Raw genomic sequence first — 15,495 nt, forward strand, 5'->3', positions numbered from 1 at the left:
GCGACCGGCGCCGCCGCCCCCGGCGAGTCCATCGACTTCCACATCACCGTGGACCCGCCCCAGGAATTCGCCGTCGACATCTACCGCGTCGGCCACTACGGCGGCGACGGCGCCGCGAAGATCACCACCAGCCCTCGTCTCTCCGGCATCGTCCAGCCGCCGCCCCTGACCGCCGACCGCACGGTCTCCTGCCACCACTGGTGGCTGTCGTGGCGGCTGCAGATCCCGAGCTACTGGAACATCGGCGCGTACGTGGCGGTCCTGACCACCGCCGACGGCTACCGCTCCCACGTGCCGTTCACCGTCCGCGACGACCAGCCCGCCGACCTGCTGCTCCTGATGCCCGACATCACGTGGCAGGCGTACAACCTGTACCCGGAGGACGGCCGCACCGGCGCCAGCTTCTACCACGCCTGGGACGAGGACGGCCGACTGCTCGGCGAGTCCCACGCCGCGACCACCGTCTCCTTCGACCGCCCGTACGCCGGCGCGGGCCTGCCCCTCCATGTGGGCCACGCCTACGACTTCATCCGCTGGGCCGAGCGCTACGGCTACGACATCGCCTACGCCGACGCCCGCGACCTGCACTCCGGCCGCGTCGACCCCACCCGCTACCGGGGGCTGGTCTTCCCGGGCCACGACGAGTACTGGTCGCCGCAGATGCGCCGTACCGCCGAGACCGCCCGGGACAGCGGGATCTCCCTGGTGTTCCTCTCCTCCAACACCATGTACTGGCAGGTGGAGTTGGGCCCGTCCCCGTCCGGTGTCCCCGACCGGCTCCTCACCTGCCGAAAACGCCGGGGCCCCGGAAAGCCCGCACTGTGGCGCGAAATCGACCGCCCCGAGCAGCAGTTGATGGGCATCCAGTACGAGGGCCGGGTCCCCGAACCCCACCCCCTGGTCGTGCGCAACGCCGACCACTGGCTCTGGGACGCGACCGGCGCCCACGAGGGCGATGAGCTGCGCGGCATGGTCGCCGGCGAGGCCGACCGCTACTTCCCCCGCACCGCGCTCCCCGAGCACCAGGGCCGCATCCTCCTCGCCCACTCCCCCTACCGGGACCCGGAGGGTGTCCTCCGCCACCAGGAGACCTCCCTCTACCGAGCCCCCTCCGGCGCCTGGGTCTTCGCATCGGGAACGTTCGCCTGGTCCCCCGCCCTGGACCGCCCCGGGCACGTCGACACCCGTATCCAGCGGGCCACGGCCAACCTCCTGGACCGCATCTGCAAACGGGACTGAGACCGTCGGCGGCAACGCGCCCGAACCCCCTCACCGGCACCCCTGGCCCAGACCGGTCGTCTCGATACGGGACAATCGAGCCACTTGGACATCACCACGGGGAGGAACCGTGTCCGGATTCGTAGAAAAGCCCGAGCCGATCCAGGTTCCGGGCCTGGTGCACCTGCACACCGGCAAGGTGCGCGAGCTGTACCAGAACGAGGCGGGCGACCTCGTGATGGTCGCCAGCGACCGAACGTCCGCGTTCGACTGGGTGCTGCCGACCGAGATCCCCGACAAGGGGCGCGTCCTCACGCAGCTGTCCCTGTGGTGGTTCGACCAGCTCGCCGACCTGGTCCCCAACCACGTCCTGAGCACCGAACTGCCCGAGGGCGCCCCCGCAGACTGGGCCGGCCGCACCCTCGTCTGCAAGTCCCTGCGGATGGTCCCGGTGGAGGCGGTCGCCCGCGGCTACCTCACCGGTTCGGGTCTCGTCGAGTACAGGCAGAGCCGTACGGTCTGCGGCCTCGCCCTGCCCGAGGGCCTGGTCGACGGCTCGGAGCTGCCCGCGCCGATCTTCACCCCGGCCACCAAGGCCGCCGTCGGCGAGCACGACGAGAACGTCAGCTACGAGGAGGTCGCCCGCCAGGTCGGCGCGGAGACCGCCGCCCAGCTGCGTCAGACGACTCTCGTCGTGTACAGCCGCGCCCGCTCCATCGCCCGTGACCGGGGCATCATCCTCGCCGACACCAAGTTCGAGTTCGGCTACGAGGGCGACACCCTGGTCCTCGCCGACGAGGTCCTCACGCCCGACTCGTCCCGCTTCTGGCCCGCCGACCAGTGGGAGCCGGGCCGTGCCCAGCCGTCCTTCGACAAACAGTTCGTCCGTGACTGGCTGACGTCCGCCGAGTCGGGCTGGGACCGGGCGAGCGAGCAGCCCCCGCCGCCGCTCCCGGAGGAGATCGTCGCCGCCACCCGCGCCAAGTACGTGGAGGCGTACGAGCGTCTGACAGGCGCGCGCTGGGCGTAAGCGAAAGGCCCCCGGGGAACCGGGGGCCTTGACTGGAGCGGACGACGAGGCTCGAACTCGCGACCTCAACCTTGGCAAGGTTGCGCTCTACCAACTGAGCTACGTCCGCAGTGCGCCGTGGCGCGAGAGCAACTATACCCAACCTCGCTCCCGTGCGAGCCGCACCGCCGCGTGCCGGTTCTCCACCCCGAGCTTGGACACGGCCGACGACAGATAGTTCCGTACGGTCCCCTGGGACAGCGCGGCCCGCTCGGCGATCTCCACGACGGGCGCCCCGTCGGCGGCCAGCTCCAGCACCTCCGCCTCGCGGGCGGTGAGCGGCGAGTCCCCGGAGGAGATCGCGTCGGCGGCCAACTCGGGGTCGACGTAACGGTTTCCCGCATGCACGGTACGAATGATCTCCGCCAGCCGCTGAGCACTGACCGTCTTCGGTACGAACCCGCGCACACCCGCCTCGAGCGCCCGCTTCAGATGCCCCGGCCGGCCGTGACCGGTGACGATCAGCACCCGGCAGCCGGGCAGCTCCGCCCGCAGCGATGTGGCCACCCTCACACCGTCCGCCCCCGGCATCTGCAGATCGAGGACGGCCACGTCCGGCTCGTGCGCCCGGGCCATCGCCAGCGCCTCCGGTCCGCTCGCCGCCTCGGCGACCACCAGCAGGTCGTCCTCCAGGGCGAGCAGCGCGGCCAGCGCCCCCCGGATCAGATGCTCGTCGTCGGCGAGCAGCAGCCGCACGGGCCGCCCCGCCTCGGGTACGGCCGTCACGACGCGACCTCCCGCACGGCGCCCGCCGCGGAGGTGACCGCGACGCTCCCGGGGACCGGACCCGGAGCGGTCTCCGGCGCCAGCGGCACCCGGGCCACCACCCGGAAGGCCTCCCCGTCCACCGGTCCCGCCTCCAGCGTCCCGTCCACGATCGCGAGCCGCTCCCGCAGCCCGGCGAGCCCGGACCCGGCCCCGGCGGAACGCTCCGCGACACCCGCCACCGTGCGCTCCCCGTCCCCGTCGGCCGCCCGTATCCCGTCGTTCTCCACGGTCAGCACCACCTGCCCCTCCGTCACTTCCAACACCACCGTGCACTGCCCGGCGTTCCCGTGCCGCAGCACGTTCGTCGTCCCCTCGCGCACCACCCAGGCGAGCGCGGACTGCACCTCGCCGGGCAGCCCGGCGGTGTCCGCCCGGTCGACCGAGCACACGATGCCGGCCGCCTCCAGGACGCCCTGCGCACCGGCGAGTTCGACGCCGAGGTCCGCTTCGCGATAGCCGCGTACGACGTCCCGGACCTCGCGCTGCGATTCTTGCGCGATCCGCTGGACCTCGATCATCTGGTCGACGGCCTCGGGTCGTTCGCGGCGGGCCAGCTGGACGGCCAGCTCGCTCTTGAGGGCGATGACCGCGAGGTTGCGTCCGATCACGTCGTGCAGATCGCGTCCGAAGCGGAGCCGTTCCTCGGCGACGGCGAGCCGGGCGCGGGTCTCGCGGGCCTCGTCGAGTTCGTAGACGGACTTGAGGAGCCAGACGGAGAAGACGGAGGTGAAGGCGAAGAACGAGGTCCCGATCAGCACGGCGATCGCCGCGGCCAGCGCCTCGGACGCGCTGACGCCCGCGACCAGGCTCAGGACCGCGGATCCCGCCGCGCAGCCTCCGCTCAGGTACAGCGCGCTCCGCCGCCTGCGTACGCCGAGCGTGATCATGCCGATGCCGAAGACCATGACGCCGGCGAACATCCCGCCCAGCGCGGCGTCCGTCTCGTCGTCGCCCACCCGGCCGACCAACGCGCACAGGACGATCCCGACCACCCCGCTGAACACCGCGAACGCCCACATCAGCCGGAGCGGCTGGTCACGGACGTCCCGCACCCAGTCGAGGGCCCGGGCCCCGGTCAGCGCGCCCAGCGCCCCGTGCCCGGCGAGCAGCGCGAACAGCCAGCCCGCCTGCGGCATCGGAACCTGCCCCAGCACCGGCAGCCCGAACGTGGCGACCTCGATCAGCGGGAACGAGTAGAACGACCACCGGGTGTACGTCTCCACCTTCGCCGGTGTGCTCTTCCCCTGCCACCATGCCCTGGGCCCCCGCATGGCCAACTCCCCTCATCGGCGCGGCTCCCAGCGGAACCACCGTCGTACAGCAAACACCGCTACCACGGTCCAGGCCAGAGCGGTGGCGACGGCCCCCAGCGCCTCGTACGCGGTGAGGTCGCCGGTCCAGCCGCCGCGCACCAGCGTGATGACAGGGGAGAGCGGCAGCAGCTCGCAGACGGACGCCACCCGGTCGGGCAGCACTTCGAGCGGGACGGTGACCCCGGAGCCGAGCAGCGAGACGAACATCACCGGCAGGCTGGTCACCTGCGCGCTCTCGGCGGTACGGCTGAAGCTCGCCGTCACCGCGGCGAGCGCCACGCACAGCACGATCCCCAACAGCACGCCCAGCACGGCGAGGTGCGGTGCGGGCGGCGCCCCGAGGTCCAGCAGGACCGTGCAGCCGATGGCGAGGAGCACGCACTGCGTGAACCCGATGCCGACGGCCGGCAGCGCGGCCCCGACCAGGATCTCCGGGTCCCGCAGCTCCCCGGTCCGCAGCCGCTTGAGCACCAGCTCCTCGCGGCGGACGACGTAGATGTTGGTGAGGGCGGCGTACACCGCGAACAGCAGGGAGAAGCCGACGGCGGCGGGCAGCATGACCGTGCCGACGCTGAGCCCCACCTCGTCCAGGTCCATCTGGTCGGTCGCCGACCGCACGCTGAGCGGGAGCAGCAGAGGCACCAGCACGGCGGTGACCAGCGTGGCCCGGCTGCGCCCGAGGAGGGTCAGCTCGGCGCGGGCTAGCGCGGTCATCCGGCCCTTCAGGGTCGTCCGGCCGGTGCCGGTGCCGGTGCCGGTGCCGGTGTCGGTCATGGTGCTCATGCGCTCACCCCGTCCTTGCGCGCCTTCGTGCCCGTCAGCGCCTTGTCGTCCGCAACCGTGCCCGTACCGGCCCCCGTGCCCGTACCGGCCCCCGTACCGGTACGGGCCGCCGTCTCCCGCGCGATGCGCAGGAACGCCTCCTCCAGCGAGGCCGACCGCACTTCGAGCCGCCGGAGTTCGACCTGGGCCCGCTCCGCCCAGAGCAGCACTCCGGTGGCGGCCCGCTGGAGCTCTTTGGTGCGCAGCACCACCGCGCGTCCTTCGACGTAGTGCCCGGTGACGCCCAGCTCGCCGAGGGGCGGCAGGTCGCCGAGGAAGTAGCCGTCGGGCAGTTCGAAGGAGATCCGGGACGGCTGGGATGCGGTCACCTCGGCCGGGGTGCCGGTCGCGGCGACGCTTCCCTCGTGGAGGATGGCGAGCCGGTCGGCGAGCCCTTCCGCCTCCTCCAGGTAGTGGGTGGTGAGGAGCACGGTCGTGCCCTGGTCGCGCAGGTCGCGGACGAGCGCCCAGGTGTCCTGGCGGCCCTCGGCGTCGAGGCCGGTGGTCGGCTCGTCGAGGAAGAGCACCTCGGGGCGGCCGAGGAGCGCGAGGGCGAGGTCCAGGCGCCGCTTCTCGCCGCCGGACAGCTGCTTGACCCGTACGCCGGCCCGGCGCCCGAGTCCGACGATCTCCAGGGCCTCTCCGACGGGCCGTGCGCCGCTGGTGCAGCCCGCCCACATCCTGACCGTCTCGGCGACGGTCAGCTCGGAGGGGAAGCCGCCTTCCTGGAGCATGACGCCGATGCGGGGCCGGACGGCCGCGCGCTCGGTGTACGGGTCGTGGCCGAGGATCCGCACACGTCCGCCGGACGTCGGGGCCAGGCCCTCCAGCAGTTCGACCGTGGAGGTCTTGCCGGCGCCATTGGTGCCCAGAAGGGCGAAGAGTTCGCCCCGGCGCACGGAGAAGGTGATTCCCCGTACGGCTTCGAAACCGCCCCCGTACACGCGCCGCAGGTCGGTGACCTCGATCACGTCCTCGTGCCCGTTCGTTTTCATGCTTCCAGCGTCCCGGCGGCGGGGGCCGCGGAGCAGTGCGCGCTGTCATCGGTCGGCATGACAAATGTCAGGGGGAAGGTCGGGGAACCGGGATGAGCCGGAACCCAGGTGACCGGGAAGCCCGAAGATCTGGGAACGCAGAAGATCCGGGAACGCAGAAGACCCCGGTCCAGTGGACCGGGGTCTTGATTCAAGAGCGGACGACGAGGCTCGAACTCGCGACCTCAACCTTGGCAAGGTTGCGCTCTACCAACTGAGCTACGTCCGCATTGCCTCCGACCGGCTCCCACCGATCGGCGCGCAGACCACATTACCTGATCCAGAAGGATGGTTGGTAAGTGATCAGAGCGGGTGACAGGAATTGCACACTGCGCCTTCCCCCTGGAAGAGGGATGTTCTGCTACTGAACTACACCCGCGTGACTCCGGTGAGCCGGGCCTTTCGGCCTTGCCCCTCGGCGTGCTCCAGACTCTAGCTGATCCGCAGGGGTGCAACGCAAGTCGGTTCCCGCCGGGGGCCAAGTCCGCCGCCCTCAGGGTCCGCTGACGGACACTGAGGACCGGCCCGGCAGGGCCCCGACACGGCACACCCGCCGCGCCTCACCCCGCCCGGCTCACCCGACGGCCTCGTCCGGCCCTGCTCGTCCGGCGCGGCTCACCCGCCCCGGCTCACTGGGCGTCGGCGAACGCCTCGTAGACCTTCTTGGGGATCCGGCCGCGGGCCGGGACCTCCAGCTTGTTGGCCATGGCCCAGGCGCGGACGGCCGCGGGGTCCGGGGCCACCTGGGTCTGCTTGTAGGCCTTGCCCGACCTCGACCGCTTCCGCCCGGCCTCCACGTAGGGCGCGAGCGCCTCACGCAGTTTCTCGGCGTTGGCCTCGTTGAGGTCGATCTCGTACGACTTGCCGTCGAGTCCGAAGGCGATCGTCTCCGCCGCTTCCGAGCCGTCGATGTCGTCGGAGAGAGTGACCACGACACGCTGCGCCACGAATATCGGTCCCTTCGTGTGACATCTCTCCGCTGACGTGCCCTTACGTCCCGGTGATGTCGTCTGTCCGGCGGTTAATTGGGCAAAGTATCGGCTATTGCCAATTCATTTGTACAGGGCCCCGCATTGCATTGTGAAGACAGACTTAATCCGCTGGCGTGTCCGTCGCGCAATAGGGTCGGGGGATCTTTCCCGGAAGTTTTCACGAAGAGGATCACCCGATACCGGATCGTGACCGCCATCACCTGGAATGTCTGTAGATTCCTACGAATCTACTCGCGTAGAAATTTTGTGCGGGTAGTCTGAAGGGACCTGCTCAGCACCACACACCGGGAGTGCCAGTGGCACGCGTCGTAGTCGACGTCATGCTCAAGCCGGAGATCCTCGACCCCCAGGGCCAGGCGGTGCAGCGCGCGCTGCCGCGCCTCGGTTTCGAGGGCGTCTCCGACGTACGTCAGGGAAAGCGATTCGAACTGGAAGTGGACGGACCGGTGGACGACGCCGCGCTCGCCCGCATCCATGAACTGGCGGAATCCTTCCTCGCCAACACCGTGATCGAAGACTTCACCGTGAAGGTGGAGGAAGTCGTGGAGGCAGGAAAGTGACCGCACGTATTGGCGTCGTCACTTTTCCCGGCAGCCTCGACGACCGGGACACCCAGCGCGCGATCCGGCTGGCGGGCGCCGAGCCCGTCGCCCTGTGGCACAAGGACAAGGACCTCCACCAGGTCGACGCCGTGGTGCTGTGCGGTGGTTTCTCCTACGGCGACTATCTGCGCGCCGGAGCCATCGCGCGCTTCTCGCCGGTGATGGAGACCCTCATCGAGCAGGCGAAGGCCGGACTGCCGGTCCTCGGCATCTGCAACGGCTTCCAGATCCTGACCGAGGCCCACCTCCTGCCCGGCACGATGCTGCGCAACGACCACCTGCACTTCATCTGCCGCGACCAGAAGCTGCGGGTGGAGAACGCCGAGACGTCCTGGACCACCGACTACACGGCCGGCCAGGAGATCCACATCCCGCTGAAGAACAACGACGGGCAGTACGTCGCCGACGAGTACACCCTCGACCAGCTGGAGGCCGAGGGCCGGGTCGCGTTCCGCTACCTCGACTTCAACCCCAACGGCTCTCAGCGGGACATCGCCGGCGTCACCAACGAGGCCGGCAACGTCGTGGGCCTGATGCCGCACCCGGAGCACGCCGTGGAGCCGCTCATCGGCACCGGCCGCACCGACGGCCTCCCCTTCTTCACCTCGATCCTCAAGAAGCTGGTCAACGCATGAGCCGGACGCCTCTGGACACGGTCGAGCACGCGGCCGCGACCCCCGACGTCGAGCTGCCCTGGGCCGAACTGGGCCTGAAGAAGGACGAGTACGAGAGGGTCGTCGAGATCCTCGGCCGCCGCCCCACCGGCGCGGAGCTGGCCATGTACTCCGTCATGTGGTCCGAGCACTGCTCGTACAAGTCCTCCAAGGTGCACCTGCGCCAGTTCGGCGAGAAGGCCCCGCAGTCGGACGCCCTCCTCGTCGGCATCGGTGAGAACGCGGGCGTCGTCGACGTCGGCCAGGGCTACGCGGTCACCTTCAAGGTCGAGTCGCACAACCACCCCTCGTACGTCGAGCCCTACCAGGGCGCGGCCACGGGCGTCGGCGGCATCGTGCGCGACATCATCGCGATGGGCGCCCGCCCCGTCGCCGTCGTCGACCCGCTGCGGTTCGGCGCGGCCGACCACCCCGACACCAAGCGCGTCCTGCCCGGCGTCGTCGCCGGCATCGGCGGCTACGGCAACTGCCTGGGCCTGCCGAACATCGGCGGCGAGGTCGTCTTCGACGCCTGCTACCAGGGCAACCCGCTGGTCAACGCCGGCGCCATCGGCGTCATGCGGCACGAGGACATCCACCTCGCGAAGGCCTCCGGCGCGGGCAACAAGGTCATCCTCTACGGGGCCCGCACGGGCGGCGACGGCATCGGCGGCGCCTCCATCCTGGCCTCCGAGACCTTCGACGACGCCAAGCCCTCCAAGCGCCCGGCCGTCCAGGTCGGCGACCCCTTCCAGGAGAAGCTCCTCATCGAGTGCACCCTGGAGGCCTTCAAGGAGAAGCTGGTCGTCGGCATCCAGGACCTCGGCGCGGCGGGCCTGTCCTGCGCGACGAGCGAGCTGGCGTCGAACGGCTCCGGCGGCATGCGCGTCACCCTCGACGACGTCCCCCTGCGTGACTCGACGCTCTCCCCCGAGGAGATCCTGATGAGCGAGTCGCAGGAAAGGATGTGCGCGGTCGTCGAGCCCGACAAGGTCGACCGCTTCCTGGAGATCTGCGACAAGTGGGACGTCATCGCCACCGTCATCGGTGAGGTGACCGACGGCGACCGCCTGGAGATCTTCTGGCACGGCGGCAAGATCGTCGACGTCGACCCGCGCACGGTCGCCCACGACGGCCCGGTCTACGAGCGCCCCTACGCCCGTCCCGACTGGCAGGACGCGCTCCAGGCGGACGACGCCAACAAGCTGCCCCGGCCGGAGACCAGCGAGGAACTGCGCGAGCAGGTCCTGAAGCTGGTCGCCTCCCCGAACCAGGCCTCGAAGTCCTGGATCACCTCCCAGTACGACCACTTCGTGCAGGGCAACACGGTGCTGGCCCAGCCCGAGGACTCGGGCATGATCCGCGTCGACGAGTCGACCGGCCTCGGCGTCGCCATCGCCACCGACGGCAACGGCCGCTACGCCAAGCTGGACCCGTACCACGGTGCGCAGCTGGCCCTGGCGGAGGCGTACCGCAATGTCGCCACCACCGGTGCCAAGCCGCTCGCCGTCTCCGACTGTCTGAACTTCGGCTCGCCCGAGGACCCGGCGGTCATGTGGCAGTTCGCGGAGGCCGTCCGCGGTCTGGCGGACGCCTGCCAGCAGCTGGGCACCCCGGTGACCGGCGGCAACGTCTCGCTCTACAACCAGACGGGCGAGGTCGCCATCCACCCGACCCCGGTCGTGGCCGTCCTCGGCGTCATCGACGACGTGGCCCGGCGCACGCCGGTCGCCTTCCAGGAGGAGGGGCAGCTGCTCTACCTCCTCGGCGACACCCGTGAGGAGTTCGGCGGCTCGGCCTGGTCCCAGGTCGTCCACGACCACCTCGGCGGCCTGCCCCCGCAGGTCGACCTGGAGCGTGAGCGTCTGCTGGCCGAGATCCTGATCTCCGCCTCCCGCGACGGCATGATCGACTCCGCGCACGACCTGTCCGACGGCGGCCTCATCCAGGCGGTCGTCGAGTCGGCCCTGCTCGGCGGTAAGGGCGCCCGCCTGATCGTCCCCGACGGTCTGGACGCCTTCACCTTCCTGCTCTCCGAGTCGGCCGGCCGCGCCGTCGTGGCCGTCCCCCGCTCGGAGGAGGTCCGCTTCAACGACATGTGCGGCGCCCGGGGCCTGCCGGTCACCCGCATCGGCGTCGTCGACGGCGACACCGTCGACATCCAGGGCGAGTTCACCCTCACCCTGGAGGAGCTCCGCACCGCGCACGAGGGCACGATCCCGGCGCTGCTGGCGTAAGCCCCCTCCGCCGTACGGCACTTCGGCCCCGCCCGGCTGCTCCGGGCGGGGCCTTCGTACGGGCGCTGTCAGTGGCCGGTGTTAGCGTCGAAGGACCTGGGATTCACGGGGAACCAGGTGCGAGAAGTCGGTACGGGGGAGCGGTGGGAACACCTGAGGGCGCACGCGAGCGCGTGAGGTTTCCCGCCCGGGGCGGCCGCCTGCGCGACACCTTCAACCGCTGCGTCGCCCTCACGGCCGTGGCGGGCCTCGCCCTGAGCGGCTGGGCGGTGTGGCTGGAGGCGGAGGAGCACCGGGACCGGCAGGCCAGCCGGGCGCGGATCACCGACGCCTGCGCGGGGCTCGCGGACCCGGACCGGGTGCTGGGGCTCCACGGCGGCACGGCCCGCGCCGTCCAGGGCAGCGACGCCACCCAGTGGTTCACGAAGGACACGACGCCGGGCCGCTGTGTGATCTACCGGGTGGGCGAGCCGGGGACGACGTACGGGCACTTCGAGATGGAGGTCTGGACGAACCCGGCCGAGTGGGAGACCAACGTCGTCGGTGCGGCGGTCCACCCGTTCCATCAGCAGTCCCGCTCCGACCTCACCGCACCCACCCCCGTCGACGTGACCCGCCGGGCGGACCACTCACCCGACTACCCCCTGGACAACCCGGGCGAGGACGACGGACGGCTCGGGCACTACAACGACGACAGCGTCTCCTTCAAGGTCACCTGCGAGAAACCGAAGAACGACATCACCTCGGTGAACGTACGGACCAAGGCCGACTACGACGACATCTCCTTCACGGACCGCCTGACTCTCATCGAGCTGGCCGCCGACGCCGCGTACGAGGCGGCCGCCCACTTCGACTGCACCCCCGGGCAGCGGCTCCCTGTCGCCTTCGCCCGCCTCTGGATCCCGGACATCGGGCTGAAGGCGGCCGCGTCGGCGGAGGGCTCCTGCCGCTGGTACGCCGACTTCCTGCGCGCCGAGGGGGACGACCTCCGCCTCCCCGACCGGGCGCTCGCCTCACCGGCCGGCGAGCACAGCTTCAAGGAGACCTGCCTGCTCGCGGCGAGCCCGACCCGTGTGAAGCGGGCGTGGCCGACCCTGTCCGGGGAGAGCGTCCCCGACCTCGACGATGTGCTGGACGACTCCCCGTGGCACCTCCAGACCGACTCCTTCTTCGGCGACGAGGCCCGTGAGGTCACGCCGACGGCCTTCGGCGACCGCGGCAGCCGCATAGAACCCGGTACGGCCGGCCAGTTCTCCGGCTCCGTCTGGTGGGCCTCCTCCACCTGCGACGGCGAGCCCGCCGTCCACACCCTCAGCGTCAGCACCTCGTACGCGGACGTGGCAGGACCCCGCCTCCGCGCCCAGTTCCGGTCCTACGTCGACCACGTCACCGCCGCCCGGGACTGCGAGAACGTCACGTTCCCCAGCCGCTCCGACCTCCCCTCCGCATAGGCTCCCCACCATGCCCCCGGCCAGGAAACGCCCCCGCGCCTACGACCCCGCCAAGACCCGCAAGGCCGTGCTGGCCCAGTTCGCGACCGTACGAGAGGGCGTGACCGCCCTCGGCCCGGAGCAGCTCGCGCTGCCCACCCGGCTCGGGGAGTGGACCGTACGGGACCTGGCCGCGCACCTCACCATGGCCGTGGAGAGCGTGAGCCGGGCCCTGGACCGGCCCGAACCGGCGAAGGCCGAGTTCGGGCCCCTCGACTACGGCGCGGCCACCGCCCCGTTCGCCGACGCCATCGCCGAGGGCAGCCACGCCCTGGCCGAGGCCCACCCGGACCTCGGCGCCCTCTACGCCGAGACGGAGCGCCGGATCACCGAGCGGCTCGCCGCCACCCCGCACGACCGGATCGTCGACACCCGCGCCGGCGCCGTGTCGCTCGCCGACCACCTGGTCACCCGCACCGTCGAACTCGTCGTCCACACCGACGACCTGAACGCCGCCGTCCCCGGCCTCGACCTGCCCTTCGACCGCCACGCCCTCGCCACCTGCGTCCGGCTGCTCGCCGACACCCTCGCCGCGCGGGCCCCCGGCGGCTCGACGGAGGTGCGGATCCCGCCGTACGCCGTCGTGCAGTGCGTGGAGGGGCCGAGGCACACGCGCGGCACCCCGCCGAACGTCGTCGAGACCGACCCGCTGACCTGGGTCCGCCTGGCCACCGGCCGCCTGGAGTGGGCGACGGCCCTCGACGAGGCGAAGGTCAGCGCCAGCGGGGAACGGGCCGATCTGAGCGCACTGCTTCCCCTGCTGAGCTGAACCGCCCGCGAACAACCAGGTGGAACCGCCCACGCACCTCACCCGTCCCACCGGCATGGACATGCAGCGACTGACCCGCACCGCCCTGCCCCTCGCGGCCCTGACCCTGTTCCCGCTCCTCGCGGCCTGCGGCACCGAGTCCGGTACCGGCGCCGGCAGCGACTCCGTGGGACCTGGCGCCAAGGAGTCGGTCACCGGGGTCCACTGGACGGTCGACAGCCTCACCGTGGACGGGAAGACCACCAAGGCCCCCGACGGCGCCTATCTGAAGATCGACGACAACGGCGAGGTCAACGGCAACTACGGCTGCAACACCTTCGGCTCGACCGCCGACTTCAAGGACGACTCCGTCGACTTCGAGACCGCCCGGTCCACCGAGATGGCCTGCGGCGACGCCCCGATGAAGTTCGAGGAACGCTTCTCCCGCACCCTCGACACCGGGACGTTCAAGGCCAAGGCCGCCGACGGCGGTCTCACCCTCACCGCGGCCGACGGCGACACCGTGCGGCTCAGCGAGGAGAAGCCCGCCGAGCTGTACGGCACCAAGTGGCGTGTCGACTCGCTCATGGACCACGACGTCGCCCAGTCCCTGCCCGAGGAGGCCGACGGCAAGGCCTGGTTCACCTTCGACAAGAAGAAGGGCACCCTCAGCGGCAGCCTCGGCTGCAACGAGGTCTCCGCGGAGGCGACGGTGAGCAAGGGCGAGATCACCCTCGGCCACGCGCGCACCACCCGCAAGATGTGCTCCGACTCACTCATGGCCGCCGAGCGGACCATCCTCGGCCTCTTCAAGGGCACGGTGGAGTATCGGATCGATCACCGCAGTATCACGCTGACCAGGGAAAACGGCCTGGGTGTCGGTGCGGTCGCCGACAAGTGACATGTGGCGGCGCGCAGTCGGGACCGACGGTGGGCGAGATCAGCGGATTCGGACCGGTGCGCGATCTCGCCTACACTCGGTGGCGTGCCACGTGGTGACGGACGACTCAACCACGACCTTCTCCCCGGCGAGAAAGGCCCCCAGGACGCGTGTGGCGTCTTCGGTGTCTGGGCCCCGGGCGAAGAGGTCGCCAAGCTCACGTACTTCGGGCTCTACGCCCTCCAGCATCGGGGCCAGGAATCCGCGGGTATCGCGGTCAGCAATGGCTCCCAGATCCTCGTCTTCAAGGACATGGGCCTCGTGTCCCAGGTCTTCGACGAGACCTCGCTCGGTTCCCTCCAGGGTCACATCGCGGTCGGTCACGCCCGCTACTCGACCACCGGCGCCTCCGTCTGGGAGAACGCCCAGCCCACGTTCCGTGCCACCGCGCACGGCTCCATCGCCCTCGGCCACAACGGCAACCTGGTCAACACGGCCCAGCTCGCCGAGATGGTCGCCGACCTGCCCAAGCAGGAGGGCCGTACGCCGCGTGTCGCGGCGACCAACGACACCGACCTGCTCACCGCGCTCCTCGCGGCCCAGGTCGACGAGGACGGCAAGCCGCTGACGATCGAGGAGGGGGCCCACGCGGTCCTCCCGCAGGTCCGCGGAGCCTTCTCCCTCGTCTTCATGGACGAGCACACCCTCTACGCCGCGCGCGACCCGCAGGGCATCCGTCCGCTGGTCCTCGGCCGGCTGGAGCGCGGCTGGGTCGTCGCCTCCGAGTCCGCCGCTCTCGACATCTGTGGCGCCTCCTACGTCCGCGAGATCGAGCCCGGCGAGTTCATCGCCATCGACGAGAACGGACTGCGCAGTTCCCGCTTCGCGGAAGCGAAGCCCAAGGGCTGCGTCTTCGAGTATGTGTACCTGGCCCGCCCGGACACCGACATCGCCGGCCGGAACGTGTACCTCTCCCGTGTGGAGATGGGCCGGAAGCTGGCCAAGGAAGCCCCCGTCGAGGCGGATCTGGTCATAGCGACCCCGGAATCCGGCACCCCGGCCGCCATCGGCTACGCGGAGGCCTCGGGCATCCCGTTCGGTGCGGGTCTGGTGAAGAACGCGTACGTCGGACGTACGTTCATTCAGCCCTCGCAGACGATCCGCCAGCTCGGTATCCGGCTGAAGCTGAACCCGCTGAAGGAAGTCATCAGGGGCAAGCGGCTGGTGGTCGTCGACGACTCGATCGTCCGCGGCAACACCCAGCGCGCACTGGTCCGGATGCTCCGCGAGGCCGGGGCGGCCGAGGTCCACATCCGGATCTCGTCCCCGCCCGTGAAGTGGCCCTGCTTCTTCGGCATCGACTTCGCCACCCGCGCCGAGCTCATCGCCAACGGCATGACGATCGACGAGATCGGCACGTCCCTGGGCGCCGACTCCCTGGCGTACATCTCCATCGACGGCATGATCGAGGCGACCACGATCGCCAAGCCGAACCTCTGCCGTGCCTGCTTCGACGGCGAGTACCCGATGGAGCTGCCGGACCCCGAGCTCCTCGGCAAGCAGCTCCTGGAGACCGAGCTGGCCGCCGGGCCCGCCGCCACGGCCGCGGCCGACGCGATCCGTCGCCCGTAGTCCGCCGCCCCCTGCTCACCCGCAGTACGACACGAAG

The 15,495-nt window shown here is 70.8% G+C and carries 14 protein-coding genes and 3 tRNA genes; 9 read left to right on the plus strand and 8 right to left on the minus strand.

Features of this window, described 5'->3' with window-relative positions; genetic code table 11:
- The coding region (locus AOK15_RS07460; RefSeq protein WP_055514050.1) for a N,N-dimethylformamidase beta subunit family domain-containing protein at positions 1–1,239 on the plus strand (1,239 nt) is incomplete at its 5' end.
- Positions 1,240–1,348: 109 nt separating this feature from the next.
- Entirely contained in the window at positions 1,349–2,248 is a 900-nt protein-coding gene (locus AOK15_RS07465; RefSeq protein ID WP_055514052.1) for a phosphoribosylaminoimidazolesuccinocarboxamide synthase, read from the plus strand.
- Positions 2,249–2,281: 33 nt separating this feature from the next.
- Here AOK15_RS07465 and AOK15_RS07470 read toward each other — a convergent pair.
- From AOK15_RS07470 to AOK15_RS07505, 8 genes are all read right to left on the minus strand, one after another.
- Positions 2,282–2,357: transfer RNA gene (locus AOK15_RS07470), tRNA-Gly, on the minus strand.
- A 23-nt stretch (positions 2,358–2,380) separates the two neighbouring features.
- Positions 2,381–3,013: a response regulator transcription factor gene (locus AOK15_RS07475; RefSeq protein WP_180303690.1), complete on the minus strand. Its 633-nt coding sequence runs from the start codon at positions 3,011–3,013 to the stop codon at positions 2,381–2,383.
- Positions 3,010–4,326 (minus strand): sensor histidine kinase, encoded by a 1,317-nt coding sequence (locus AOK15_RS07480; protein WP_055514054.1) that lies wholly within the window; start codon positions 4,324–4,326, stop codon positions 3,010–3,012. The genes AOK15_RS07475 and AOK15_RS07480 overlap by 4 nt, the downstream gene beginning before the upstream one ends.
- A 12-nt stretch (positions 4,327–4,338) precedes the next feature.
- The gene (locus AOK15_RS07485; RefSeq protein WP_055514055.1) at positions 4,339–5,151 is read right to left on the minus strand and encodes an ABC transporter permease; all 813 of its coding nucleotides are present in this window, start codon (positions 5,149–5,151) and stop codon (positions 4,339–4,341) included.
- Positions 5,148–6,185 carry an ABC transporter ATP-binding protein gene (locus AOK15_RS07490; RefSeq protein WP_079058359.1) on the minus strand — a complete coding sequence of 346 codons (1,038 nt, stop codon included), beginning with the start codon at positions 6,183–6,185 and terminating at the stop codon, positions 5,148–5,150. The genes AOK15_RS07485 and AOK15_RS07490 overlap by 4 nt, the downstream gene beginning before the upstream one ends.
- 195 nt (positions 6,186–6,380) lie before the next feature.
- Positions 6,381–6,453: transfer RNA gene (locus AOK15_RS07495), tRNA-Gly, on the minus strand.
- Between the two features lie 78 nt (positions 6,454–6,531).
- A tRNA-Gly gene (locus AOK15_RS07500) sits at positions 6,532–6,603 on the minus strand.
- 250 nt (positions 6,604–6,853) lie between these two features.
- Complete coding sequence (locus tag AOK15_RS07505; protein WP_055514058.1) at positions 6,854–7,171, minus strand: histone-like nucleoid-structuring protein Lsr2; 318 nt, start codon at positions 7,169–7,171, stop codon at positions 6,854–6,856.
- Between the two features lie 341 nt (positions 7,172–7,512).
- Here AOK15_RS07505 and purS point away from each other — a divergent pair, with 341 nt between their 5' ends.
- The 7 genes from purS to purF all read left to right on the plus strand — a co-directional run bounded on the left by purS (position 7,513) and on the right by purF (position 15,458).
- Positions 7,513–7,776 carry a phosphoribosylformylglycinamidine synthase subunit PurS gene (purS, locus tag AOK15_RS07510; protein WP_055514060.1) on the plus strand — a complete coding sequence of 88 codons (264 nt, stop codon included), beginning with the start codon at positions 7,513–7,515 and terminating at the stop codon, positions 7,774–7,776.
- Positions 7,773–8,453, plus strand: coding sequence for a phosphoribosylformylglycinamidine synthase subunit PurQ (gene purQ / locus AOK15_RS07515; protein WP_055514062.1), 681 nt, complete (start codon positions 7,773–7,775; stop codon positions 8,451–8,453). The genes purS and purQ overlap by 4 nt, the downstream gene beginning before the upstream one ends.
- Complete coding sequence (gene purL / locus AOK15_RS07520; RefSeq protein WP_055514064.1) at positions 8,450–10,708, plus strand: phosphoribosylformylglycinamidine synthase subunit PurL; 2,259 nt, start codon at positions 8,450–8,452, stop codon at positions 10,706–10,708. The genes purQ and purL overlap by 4 nt, the downstream gene beginning before the upstream one ends.
- A gap of 173 nt (positions 10,709–10,881) precedes the next feature.
- Positions 10,882–12,159 (plus strand): hypothetical protein, encoded by a 1,278-nt coding sequence (locus tag AOK15_RS07525; protein WP_055514066.1) that lies wholly within the window; start codon positions 10,882–10,884, stop codon positions 12,157–12,159.
- A gap of 10 nt (positions 12,160–12,169) precedes the next feature.
- Positions 12,170–12,967 carry a maleylpyruvate isomerase family mycothiol-dependent enzyme gene (locus tag AOK15_RS07530; RefSeq protein WP_055514068.1) on the plus strand — a complete coding sequence of 266 codons (798 nt, stop codon included), beginning with the start codon at positions 12,170–12,172 and terminating at the stop codon, positions 12,965–12,967.
- A 55-nt stretch (positions 12,968–13,022) separates the two neighbouring features.
- Entirely contained in the window at positions 13,023–13,847 is an 825-nt protein-coding gene (locus tag AOK15_RS07535) for an META domain-containing protein (protein WP_055514089.1), read from the plus strand.
- Between the two features lie 84 nt (positions 13,848–13,931).
- Positions 13,932–15,458: an amidophosphoribosyltransferase gene (gene purF / locus AOK15_RS07540; protein WP_055514070.1), complete on the plus strand. Its 1,527-nt coding sequence runs from the start codon at positions 13,932–13,934 to the stop codon at positions 15,456–15,458.
- Positions 15,459–15,495: the final 37 nt, after the last annotated feature.

The sequence above is a fragment of the Streptomyces ossamyceticus genome, from assembly GCF_001418475.1.
Taxonomy (GTDB): Bacteria; Actinomycetota; Actinomycetes; order Streptomycetales; family Streptomycetaceae; genus Streptomyces; species Streptomyces ossamyceticus.